Raw genomic sequence first — 13,182 nt, 5'->3', positions numbered from 1 at the left:
GGGCTGGCGCATATAAAAAACGAAAATCGAAAAAGCCCGCATTGAGAAATGCGGGTTTTTTTTTGGGGTGAAAAATCAGGAGAGCTGTATGCGAGTGTTAAAATTTGGAGGAACTTCAGTTGCCAATGCAGAGCGTGTGCTGAATGTTGCTGATATCGCTGAGAAAAAAAGAGAGCAGGGACAAGTCGCTCTTGTACTATCAGCACCGGCCAAGATAACTAACTACTTGGTTGCAATGATTGAAAAAACGGCAGAAGGTGAAGATCCTCTCACTCAAGTACGAGAAGCCGAGCAAATTTTTGCCAACTTATTACAAGGTTTAAGAGAAAAACAACCTGGTTTTGATTATGAGCGCTTAAAAGATAAAGTTGAGCGTGAATTTGCAGAGATCAAACATATTCTTCATGGGATATCTTTATTAGGTCAATGTCCTGATAGCATCAATGCAGCGATGATTTGTCGCGGTGAAAAGCTTTCTATCGCCATTATGGGAGCCGTTTTACAGGCTCGTGGTTATAATGTCACCGTGATCGATCCTGTCAAAAATTTACTCGCACAAGGTCATTATTTAGAATCGACAGTTGATATTCCTGAGTCTACTCGCCGCATCTTAGAACTCAATATCGCAAAAGACGATATAATTTTAATGGCAGGTTTTACAGCAGGTAATGAAAAAAATGAACTCGTGGTATTAGGCCGTAATGGTTCAGACTACTCTGCTGCTGTGTTAGCGGCTTGTTTACGTGCGGAGTGTTGTGAAATTTGGACAGATGTTGACGGTGTTTATACCTGTGATCCACGTTTAGTACCTGATGCTCGTTTATTAAAGGGCATGTCATATCAAGAGGCAATGGAACTCTCTTACTTCGGTGCTAAAGTACTTCATCCTCGCACTATTGCTCCAATCGCTCAATTCCAAATTCCTTGTTTAATCAAAAATACAGGCAACCCAGATGCTCCTGGTACATTAATTGGTGATGGTCAAAAAGATGAGAGTACACCCGTTAAAGGGATCACCAACCTTAATAATATGGCGATGATCAATGTGTCAGGTCCTGGTATGAAAGGTATGGTGGGGATGGCGGCTCGCGTGTTCTCTGTAATGTCGAGAGCAGGCATTTCTGTTGTTCTGATTACACAATCTTCTTCTGAATACAGCATCAGCTTTTGTGTACCACAAAAAGAACTGATTAGAGCGCAAAAAGCATTATCAGATGAATTCTATTTAGAATTAAAAGATGGTGTACTTGACCCGTTAGACATCATGGAAAACGTCGCTATCATCTCCGTTGTAGGTGATGGTATGCGTACTTTAAAAGGGATCTCAGCGCGATTTTTCTCTGCATTAACTCGTGGCAATATTAATATCGTTGCTATTGCTCAAGGTTCTTCAGAACGCTCAATTTCAGCTGTTATTGCTAATGATTCAGCAACTAATGCTGTGCGTTTATGTCATCAAATGCTTTTCAACACAAATCAAATTGTTGAGGTCTTTATTGTTGGTGTTGGTGGTGTTGGTAGTGCATTAATCGAACAAATCCATCGCCAACAAGCATGGTTGAAAAATAAGCATATCGATCTTCGTGTCTGTGGTATTGCTAATTCAAGAGCCATGCTGACAGATATGCAAGGTATCGATTTAGATAATTGGCAACATGCCTTAAAAGAAGCCAAAGAGCCTTTTAGCTTTAGCCAGCTTATTCGTTTAGAAAAAGAGTACCACTTCTTAAATCCAGTGATCGTTGATTGCACATCAAACGAAGAAATTGCGCAACAATACGCAAATTTCTTACAAAATGGCTTTAACGTGGTTACACCAAACAAAAAAGCGAATACGCTGTCGATGGATTATTACCATCAAATTCGGCAAGCTGCGGAAGCTTCACGCCGTAAGTTCTTGTATGACACTAACGTAGGCGCAGGTTTACCGGTTATTGAAAACTTGCAAAACTTACTAAACGCAGGCGACGAGTTAGTTCAATTTAATGGTATTCTTTCAGGGTCATTATCTTACATTTTTGGTCAATTAGATGAAGGTAAAAGCTTATCTGAAGCGACTTTTTCAGCAAAAGAGAAAGGTTTTACAGAGCCTGATCCTCGTGATGATCTTTCCGGTATGGATGTTGCGCGTAAACTACTTATTTTAGCGCGTGAAGCGGGGTATAAATTAGAACTAAGTGATATCGATGTAGAGCCTGTACTGCCGGTTTCATTTGATAACTCAGGTGATGTCGCAAGTTTCTTAGACCGCTTACCTCAAGTTGATGTTGAATTTGATGCTAAGGTCGAAGAAGCACAAAAAGCAGGTAAGGTCTTACGTTATGTTGGCATCATCAATGAAGGTCAATGCCAAGTTAAGATAATGGCAGTTGATGCAAATGATCCTCTGTTTAAAGTGAAAAATGGTGAAAATGCTTTAGCCTTTTACACTCGCTACTATCAGCCAATTCCATTAGTGTTACGTGGATATGGTGCGGGTAATGATGTTACTGCTGCTGGAGTGTTTGCAGATGTATTACGTACCTTATCATGGAAATTGGGAGTTTAAGCGTGGTTAAAGTTTATGCACCGGCATCAATAGGTAATGTGAGTGTCGGATTTGATGTTCTTGGCGCGGCCGTTTCACCTATTGATGGGCAATTACTGGGCGATTGTGTCACTGTTGAAACGGCTTCGGCATTTACACTTAAAAGTAAAGGGCACTTTGTTAGCAAATTACCTTCAGATCCTAAACAAAATATCGTGTATCAATGTTGGCAGCTATTTTGTGAAAAACTAGGAAAAGAACTTCCAGTCGCAATGACGCTTGAAAAAAATATGCCGATTGGCTCTGGTCTAGGATCAAGTGCTTGTTCTGTTGTTGCGGCATTGGTTGCACTTAATGAATTTGCCCAAAAGCCTTTTGATGAAAGACAATTGCTGCTGATGATGGGAGAGCTTGAAGGACGTATTTCAGGCAGTGTGCACTATGATAATGTTGCACCTTGTTATTTAGGTGGGTTACAACTGATTTTGGAACAAAATGGCACTATTTGTCAGCCTGTACAAACTTTTGATGATTGGTATTGGGTTATGGCATATCCAGGGATTAAAGTTTCTACGGCAGAAGCTAGAGCAATTTTACCAAAACAATACTCCAAAGCAGACATCATTAACCACGGTCGTTATTTATCTGGTTTTATTCATGCTTGCCATACTCAGCAATCAGGGCTAGCCGCTAGTTTGATGCAAGATGTGATTGCTGAGCCTTATCGCACCCGACTCCTTCCAGGATTTGAAAAAGCGAGAGAGGCTTCACAGAAGAAAGGTGCATTGGCTTGTGGCATTTCAGGCTCAGGGCCTACCATTTTTACGATTAGTGATTCATTAGAAATCGCACAAGATATGGCCGAATGGCTGAAACAAAACTACGTACAAAACAGTGAAGGCTTTGTACATATCTGCCGTATAGATACGCGTGGCGCAAGACAGATAGGGTAAGTCATGAAATTATATAATTTGAAAGATAATCAAGAGCAAGTCAGTTTTGCTCAAGCAGTAAAACAAGGTTTGGGTAAACAACAAGGGCTCTTTTTTCCACAAGACTTACCTTCGTTTTCTAAAGCTGAAATTGATGAATTATTAGCACTTGATTTTGCAACACGTAGTAGCCGTATTTTAACAGCCTTTATTGGTGATGAAATTCCAGCTGATGTATTAGCAAAACGTATTAGCACTGCATTTGCCTTTCCTGCACCAGTAACTCAAGTTGAAGAAGATGTCAGTTGTTTAGAGCTTTTCCATGGCCCGACACTCGCATTTAAAGACTTTGGTGGTCGCTTTATGGCACAAATGTTGTCAGAAGTTGCTGGCAATCAACCTGTTACTATTTTAACGGCAACATCAGGTGATACAGGTGCAGCTGTAGCTCATGCTTTCTATAAATTAGAAAATGTACAAGTTGTTATTCTTTATCCTGAAGGCAAAATTAGCCCGTTACAGGAAAAGCTATTCTGTACATTAGGTGAAAATATTCACACTGTCGCAATTAAAGATGATTTTGATGCTTGCCAATCATTAGTGAAACAAGCTTTTGATGATGAGTTCTTAAAGAAAACAATGTATTTGAACTCAGCAAACTCCATAAATATCAGCCGATTGCTTGCTCAAATTTGTTATTACTTTGAAGCGGTTGCACAAATCCCTGCTGAAAAGCATGATCAGCTAGTGATTTCAGTTCCAAGTGGTAACTTTGGTGATTTAACCGCCGGCTTATTGGCCAAATCGATGGGATTACCTATTAAGCGTTTTATTGCAGCAACCAACGTGAATGACACGGTTCCTCGTTATTTAGATAACGGTAAATGGGAACCTCACCGTACTGTAGCAACACTTTCGAATGCAATGGATGTTAGCCAACCCAATAACTGGCCACGTATCGAAGAATTGTATCGTCGTAAAGGTTGGGATCTTTCCGATCTTGCTCATGGTTCAGTGAGTGATGAAATAACAGAAGAAACTGTGCGTGAGCTTGCAAAAAAAGGTTATATTTCAGAGCCACATGCAGCTGTTGCTTATCGTTTATTACGTGATGAGCTTCAAGAGGGTGAATATGGTTTATTTTTAGGAACTGCACACCCTGCGAAGTTTAAAGAAAGTGTAGAGCGTATTTTAGGCTGTGAATTACCGCTTCCTAAAGAGCTTGAAGAACGGGCTGATAAAGAATTGTTATCACATTTCTTACCTGCCGATTTTTCTCAATTACGCGCATTCTTACTTGAAAGAGCACCTAAATAACAATTAACTTAAATAATTAAATGTGTATTTAATTAAAGAGCTCAACAAAATGTTGGGCTTTTTTTATTTAAAAATAGGAAAATCAGCATATTAAAAAATATAAAAAATATTTATATATTTTATTTCCAGTAAGTAAATTAATTAGAGCTCAGGAAATTAAATATGAATGGATTCAAAGAAATAATCTTCCAAGATAATATAAATAAAATCGTATCAAAAATTGAAAATCATATAAAAGAAAATAATTCAGAACTTTTTTTTAATGTACAATCTGTAAAAAGAGTATTAATTGAGAATTATATTTCTATTTTTATTTCCAAAAATGAATATGCTGCAAATGAATTTTTAGAAAAAATAGATAATAATTTTTCACTCTATCATAAAAATGATTTTACAAAAGGTATTGATTTTATTAAAGAAGAAATTAATTCAAGTATAGAAAATTTGTTTTCAAATAGTACTAGAATAACAAGCAAAGAACCTAATAAAATACACAAAGAACGATTTAGATTATTAATTCAGAATAATTTATCTGGTGATTATTATCTGGATTTTAAAGATAATAATATGTTTATACAAATAGATAATGAAAACAATAAATTTAAAATAATTAACTTTGATGGATATGCTACTTTTTTTTACAACAAGAGTGAGTTAATAAATAAAGTTTATGATATTATAATTGATAAAAATAATAATAATTTTTTATACTATCGTTTTTATAATAGAAAAGAGTATGTTAGCTACTTTAATAATATTAAAAATTGGAAGGTAAATAATAAAGATATTATTAGGGAAATAATTAATAATCTTAAGAAAAGAAAACAAATAAATGTTAATGAATTCACTTCTATTGAATTAAGTGAAAGCTATTCATATAAAAATATTTTTATTATCAGAGATAAAATAGAAAATACAGAAAAGGTATTACATATTTATGTCGATGATATAGAAGAAGCATTTACAGTTGCAAAATCTAAATACGATCAGATAACAGATAATGGAGAACATTTGCTCTATAAAGTCGGTACTGGTTGGTTTATTACTAAAATAAAAAATAATATTGTGAAAAAGTTTTCACAATATACCGATCTATTAAAGCCTTTAGAAAGAGTGATGAGTCGAGTTAATCTTATTGCTTCAACGGAAACTAATTATGATTTTAGTCACATTCATAGTTTAGCAGGATTATGTTATGGATTGAGTTTAAATTATTTAGTTGAAGTTAGAAACAGCGGTTTAGAAGGAGGAAATAAGTACTTATTCTGGTTAAAAGAAAATATATCTTCTTATCAGAGTGAAAAAGAATTTATAGACGATAAACTGAATTATATTTTATTTAATAGTATAAAAGAATATGAAATATTAAATCTAATTAAAGAAATTAAAAGTATTATATTTTCTCAACACTTTCAAATGGAGAGATTAGGTGAAAAATCACAATATTTTGTTTTTGATACATTTAAGCCACTTGAATATAGTCAGATATTAGAAAATCGAGGATTAAAAAAATCACATGTTAAAAAAATAGTGTTTGATAAAGATAATATTCATAAACATATAGAAGGTGTTATGAATAGCGACAATGATTATTATGCTATTATTGCCTTCAAAGATCATGCTATTGCGATTTCCTATAAAAGATATTCTGATAATAATTATAAATTTTCTTTATTTGATTCTAATAGTGAGTTATTAGAATACTCTGATGTTAGATCTATAAACGAAGCATTAGAGAAGAAAATGGATTTTTATGGTTCACATGATGTTGATAATAAAAGATATATTATTTTTGATGAATATACAAAAAGTGAGATTTCAAATTACCGAAGTGTTTGGGATTACAATAATATAGAAATTAATAAAGGAATTGCTAAAAATATAAAAAAAATAGGTTTTGCATTACCATTTAAAGATAATATTACAGGGCGAGTTGTTTATTATAGTGAACAGGGAGATCTTATTCTAGAACTTAAAAAAGAGAATATTTTAATTGATGTTATTATAAAAGACACATATGTTGATGAAGGCATTTATTTAGTTAAGAGTTATGTTGATGATATTCTTGAAAATAGTCAGGCGAGTAAGATTATTTTAAATAAGAATAATAATAATAGTATTGATATTGTTGTGGCTGAATTAAACAATTTTAAAATAATCCAGAAACAAAATGGGTATGTTGAATTTAATGATATTTACTATCGATATTTAATAGAAATAAACAGTCATATTGTTAAAGAAAAAAATGCTAAAGAATTGAAAGAAATTATTTCTTTAATAGATATATTAATAGAAGGAAATATTTATTTTGATAAGTTAATAGCCAGTTTCTCTCTAATCAATAAAATTAATCTTTTTAATAGTAATAATAAAAGCATATCACTTATTGAAATTTTAAATAAAGTAAAAAATAAGTTAGAAAATAAACTATTTTACGACAGATTAAATTATGGGAAAGAAAAACTTATACAATTAGCTGAAAAGAATAGCTTAGTAGCTGCAAAATTTTATCAATTAATGGTAAACGAAATTAGTGATGGTAATTATGGTATAAGTAATTTTATTTATAATCAAATTATTGAAAGTCCCTATTTACCAGTAGATAAAAAGAGAAATATTGGGGTTGAGGGTTATGATTACACTATAGAGTTCCACAATAGCTCTCAATATGTTAATGAAATAGTGGAGGGTATTAATATACCTGAGCTAAAGAATACAATTTTAATAAAGGATGAAAATAAATTACATTTAAAAGAAAGTTATAAAAAATTATCAGAGTATAGAAGTGATATATATGTTAACAAGTTACTAAATTTGATTGAGACAGAAATAGACATATATAAAGGTGATAAAGTTGGATGTTATAGTGAACTCTATTTCGAGCTCTTTAGAAATAATCAATTTATTAATAGAATGATAATGCATGAAATTAGTCAGTTAGAAAATTATTTTAATAATGACTATAGGGAACATAATTATAGTTATCATCCTGATAATTTTTATATTGATAAAGATAATCCTATTGATATATTTGAATATTCACTTTCTAAAAATAGAAATGAGATAGATTGTAGCTATCTGCTCTTTGATGATAATAAAGATAATTTTAAATTTTTATTTTCTGATAATACATTCTTTAGTAATAAAAATATTGACAATGTTATTGTTGATAGTATCAACTCCTTATATCAAGATGATATTATTATTTATTTTTATAATGGTGTAAAAAGCGAAGATTTAACTGTTTATTTAAATGATAATCCAGAGATAAGTACTTTTCTTGATTATTGTTTAAAAAATAAAATAAGAGTAATTGCAACAGGAAGTGAAGATAATACACTTTTCCATCATACTTTTATTAAACAAAAAAATGATGTCGATACATTACAAAATATTATTAATGAAAATAAATTCTTTAATGAAAAAACTATTATTTTTGCAAAAAAAGAAAAACTATTAAGTTATCAATTTGGTGATTTTTTTGTTGAAGGTATTGCTCAGCGATTAAATATGCCGATCTATCAGATCATTGATAATAAAATTTCTCTTTTAAGTAATCATATTATTGTTAAACCCATTATTGAGAGACAGTATATTGATAAACCATTACTTGAAAGTTCAATAGCATCTAATGTGATTATTGCTGAAGCAGATGATGATAATTTTTTAGTTATTTCAAATAAAGAAAAAATAAGCACTGAAAATAATGATGTTAGAAAAGAAATATATCAAATGGTTTCTTACTTATATCCTGATTATCGAGATAATAAAGAGTTTAAATTAGGTTATAATCAAAATATTAAAACAGTTATTTCTGATTTCTCAGAACAAGTAAGATTATATGATATTTTAGATTATATTAAATTAAATCGCTATGATCTTAATATCTATCAACTTGGTTCTCTTATTAATAAAGTAGATTCTATTAATGTAGAACATCATAGAAAACAACTGAAGCGTATCAGTAATAAAATTATCAAAGGGAATGTTTCAATAAAAAAAGCAATTCATCAATATGCAGATGAATTATCTATTGCTTTTAATACTACAGATAAAAATAAATTGGAAAATAAACTAACACAAGTAATATATGATCCATTGATGAGCAATAAATTTAATCAATATTTACTGGGTGAAATATCATTTGAACAATGGCATTCATTAGATTTAGTAACAAAAGGGCATAACACCTTAATTGAAAAGGCAAGTCAAGCTATTAAGATTATTCATTCAATTTATGACAATCCTGCATTGATAAAAAATCTAAGTTTTTTTTCAGAAAATTTGCTAGCTTCATTTTTTGATGAGAATAAAAAAGGTATTCTATCTCGAGCATTATTAGATAATATTTCTATTTTTAAAAATTATAAGAAAATAATAAATTCATTTCAAAATATTATTACGATGGTTCATCATAAGATGATACCTGATTCTTTATCTCCCGCTAAGGCCTTAGCGAAAGCAAATGATTTAAATCCGTTAGAATTTCTAAACGTAAAAAATCAACAATTACTTAATAAAGAAACGATAACAATAAATAATCTTTCTATTGATAAACAACTATTGATTAATGTGGGTGCAAAAATTAATGGAATAAGTATCGATTCTATTGATCTTAATACAGTCAATAAATGGGAGTCAAAAATTACCTTTGATCCTTATCTTATTAATGATTATTTTTTCTCTTTTTCTGGGGGTGAAAAAGATAAATCCCTCATTTCTTTATTTCGTTACTTATTAAATAATAAAAAAGATAAAATTAAATATTTACTCTCTGGTGATACGAATAGAATTGATTATTTGTCTGCTTCAGAAAGGTTAATTAAAATTAATGAATTAGGTCATAAAGAGTATCAAGAACAAGATTGGGATGTTTTAAGAAAAGCATCATTAAACATTCCTCGCCACATGCGAATAATTAGCAAGATTGGTTATGCAAATATTACATTTGGTATGTGGCAGTCCATTAATTCAACATTTATGCTTGCGGAACAACTTAATAATCCGCTATTAACGACGAAAGAACGAAAAGAGGTTATTAATAATCTTGCGATAATGTGGTCTGAAATGGCTTACAATGGTCTTTCCGAATTGATTGAAATTACATTAGCAAAAGGATTATTAAAATATCGTCATAATCCGTTGGAATATGTAAGTAAAATAAGTACAAGAGTCGGGATTGGACTTAATGTGCTTTCTATCGGATTTGATATTTATAACGCCTACGATAATTTTAGTCGTATTTCTGATGAGAATAATGAAAAAAGGCGAATTGATTATATCGTTAATGGCTCTTTTGCTGTGGTTTCAGGCCTGGTTACATTAGGTGTATCTATTGCGATGCTTGCAGGTTCAACGATTGCTGGCCCTATTGGTATCGTGGCAGGTGCCGTTATTGCGCTCGCAACTTCGATTTATAATGCGGCAAGACTCATTGAAGAAGCAAAAATAAAAATACATTTTACACCATTAGAAGAGCTAATTAATGGTTTTTATGCTTTTTTAATGGGGGATCTACTACCAGATAAAAAAAATGAAATTGTTTATTTAGAAACAGAATCACAATTAGAAGAGATGATTGATAAAAATGCAGTTAATTATCTTAATGAGGTAAAAAAACAAAATCAACAGAGTCGTTATTTTTATACAAATGAAAAACAGATTTATCAAGAATGTTATTATTATAAAGTCATGCCAAATTTAATGGGAAAAACATTAGATTCAATTTTAAATCCCTTGGGAGAATACGTTGCTCAACGGATATCTCAAAATATAACTCAAGAAGAAGCAGAGAAAATTTCTGCACTCTCTTATCATTTACGTGCAGAAAAAACAGAATATAAATACTATCTACCTAAAGAAGCCATTACTACGAATGAAATACTTATTTTTGATGTTGATTTTTATGTCAAAGAATTAAAGCGTTATACTTTAGATATTATTTCTGATGATAATTCACCTATTTTTGATGATGTTATTGATAGTGATTTTATTAGAAAAATGAAAACAACGAGAGAAAATAGTATATTATTACTTGGTGAAAATAAATTAATAGGTGATTTAATAAAATCAAATCAGAATAAAAAATACTATTCATCAGGTTGGAATGAAAATGAAGTGTTTCATTTCAATACACATAATGGTAATGATATTATTTCCTCCCCTTCAAATACTAAAAATATCTTTGATATCTATAATGGAACGAAGAGATTAAGTGGGGGAAATAAAGAAGATATATTTAATTTATTTACCTCAAAGTCTCCATTTTATGCTAGTCGTTTTTATGGTAGAGGAGGAAGTGATACACTTCGTATCGTAAAAACAACAAATAAATATACAGGACATGAGATTAATTTATCTCATAACTACGTTAAATTTAGGCAATCAGAAGAACAGACTAACAGTCAAAATTTTCATTCAAAGTTGTTTCTTTATCAAGATAATGGGCGTTTGTATTCAAAGCAATTAATTGATTCTATGCCAAATATTGTCTTACAAGATCAAAAAGTAATAGCCTATCTAGATAGTATTGAGAATGTTATTGGCAGTGAGATTGGTGATGATATTATTTATGGTAATCAAGAGGCTAATTATTTAGATGGCGTGGGGGGGGCTGATTTATTATATGGATTAGGGGGAAATGATATCTTAGTTTTACAAGAGGGATATGCTGAAGGTGGTGAAGGAAATGATAGTTATGTTATTTTAAGGTCTTCTTTAGAAAAAAATTATAGTGTTCATTTTGAAACGATCATTAATGAAGTGAACCATATCGAGGCTAGCATTGTGCGATTAAACTATCGTTTTGATGAAATTGCTAATATTTTTCGTCGAGGAAAAGATATTGTTTTTGATATAAAAGTAAATGATGGAAATGAAAATAATGAATTAATTTATCACTCTATAATATTAAAAAATGTTTATAGTGAAAATGCTACATTAGCACATAGATATACTTTAACCACACTAGATGGTTTTTTATTAACTGCAAATGAAAATAAAACTAGTGAAGATAATGTGCTATATACATTTAGTTATTTAGATAAATACAATCAGAATAAAGAAATTATTCATAATCTTTATATCGATGATAATAACCACTCTTTGTCTATTTCATATTCTGATTACAATAAGATAATAACGTTATTACCTCAGTTACAATACAGTGGTTTTTCTTTTGGTGAACAATTACGATTTGATATTCATGGTAATGAAAAGAATAATCATTATTTGAATATTACGCCTAATTCATCGATTAAATTAAGCTCTGGTCAAGATAGTTATCAAATTAAAACTTATTTAGCAAAAGATAAGAATGATCACATTAATCTTTCACTTTCTAATAATGTTGATGGAATGTTACTAAATAGTGTGAGTGATTTCTTTTTGTCTGATATTAGTGGTTTTGATTTAATATTTAATCAAGGAGTACTATCGCATCGTTATAATCCTGATGCACATTTAAAGCTTGTTATTGAAAAATCACATTTAAAATCTATCTTGGATTCAGGTATGAAAATTCGCTTTGTCGATAAAGACAATATCGTTTTTACTCTCCCTACAGATGAAAATGCACAGCATCTACTTATGCCTATTGCAGATTTAAATTTGGTGATAAGTAAAGAGAATGATGTAGTTATGATCCCTGAATCGCTTATTTTGAATAAAGAAACCTTGTCAGCATATTTGTTTAATTCACTTTACTCTGTATTAAGACCTATTTTAATGACTCAACAGAAATCAAGTACCCAATCAATTGAGTACTTACCTATTATTGAATTAATGGAAGGTGATGATATCGTCGTCAATCATAATAAATGTAGTTCGGTTATTGATGGAGGAAAAGGAGATGATCATATTGTTGTTAATCATGGACATCATATTTTAATTGCGGGAGAGGGAAATGATAATCTCAATGCTGGAAGTGGAAATGATTTATTAATATCTGAATTTGGTGATGACTATTTAAATGGTGCTGCAGGTAACAATGTTTATATTGTGAAAAAGCGTCATGGTAAAGTGACTATTTATGATGAGGGGAACAGTAGCCACCTTTTTATTTCAGGGTTATCAAAACACGACAAACTTATTGTTTCTCAAGTCGGTGATGATATGCAGTATAAAACGCAGGATAATCAGTTTGTTTTAACTGTAAAAATGCAACACGATGAAGCAGATAAAACGATTTCTATTATTGAGAAACAGAGTGTACTTTCAACACAATCTCTTGCTTCAATTATTCAAGAAATGGCACAATTTAATCAGCAACAATTGGCTATAATGCAAGGTAGTGAATTTATTTCATCACCTACATGGTCTCCTCTATCATTAGTGCAAAAACATTTGTGAGTTTCAATATATAAAAACAGCACTGATTTTAGTGCTGTTTTTATTGATTGCTAATAG

The 13,182-nt window shown here is 30.9% G+C and carries 4 protein-coding genes; all 4 read left to right on the top strand.

What is annotated here, in order from left to right; all coding sequences use genetic code 11:
* The first annotated feature begins 88 nt into the window (after nucleotides 1-88).
* The 4 genes from thrA to DK861_RS04270 all read left to right on the top strand — a co-directional run bounded on the left by thrA (nucleotide 89) and on the right by DK861_RS04270 (nucleotide 13,125).
* On the top strand, nucleotides 89-2,548 hold the full coding sequence (thrA, locus tag DK861_RS04285) for a bifunctional aspartate kinase/homoserine dehydrogenase I (protein WP_109399338.1): 2,460 nt from the start codon (nucleotides 89-91) through the stop codon (nucleotides 2,546-2,548).
* A complete protein-coding gene (gene thrB / locus DK861_RS04280; protein WP_109399337.1) occupies nucleotides 2,530-3,480 on the top strand; it encodes a homoserine kinase in 951 nt (316 codons plus the stop codon). Before thrA ends, thrB begins: the two co-directional genes overlap by 19 nt.
* Before the next feature lie 3 nt (nucleotides 3,481-3,483).
* Complete coding sequence (gene thrC / locus DK861_RS04275) at nucleotides 3,484-4,776, top strand: threonine synthase (protein ID WP_109399336.1); 1,293 nt, start codon at nucleotides 3,484-3,486, stop codon at nucleotides 4,774-4,776.
* Between the two features lie 162 nt (nucleotides 4,777-4,938).
* Entirely contained in the window at nucleotides 4,939-13,125 is an 8,187-nt protein-coding gene (locus tag DK861_RS04270) for an RTX toxin (RefSeq protein WP_109399335.1), read from the top strand.
* Nucleotides 13,126-13,182: the final 57 nt, after the last annotated feature.

The organism is Proteus sp. TJ1640, from assembly GCF_003144445.1.
In the GTDB taxonomy this organism is placed as follows: Bacteria; Pseudomonadota; Gammaproteobacteria; order Enterobacterales; family Enterobacteriaceae; genus Proteus; species Proteus penneri.
This window is presented reverse-complemented; position numbering and strand designations above follow the sequence as displayed.

What these genes read in the sequence shown, in the direction of transcription:
- thrA (WP_109399338.1), top strand. Translation starts at nt 89, where the DNA reads ATGCGAGTGTTAAAATTTGGAGGAACTTCAGTTGCCAATGCAGAGCGT.
- thrB (WP_109399337.1), top strand. Translation starts at nt 2,530, where the DNA reads ATGGAAATTGGGAGTTTAAGCGTGGTTAAAGTTTATGCACCGGCATCA.
- thrC (WP_109399336.1), top strand. Translation starts at nt 3,484, where the DNA reads ATGAAATTATATAATTTGAAAGATAATCAAGAGCAAGTCAGTTTTGCT.
- DK861_RS04270 (WP_109399335.1), top strand. Translation starts at nt 4,939, where the DNA reads ATGAATGGATTCAAAGAAATAATCTTCCAAGATAATATAAATAAAATC.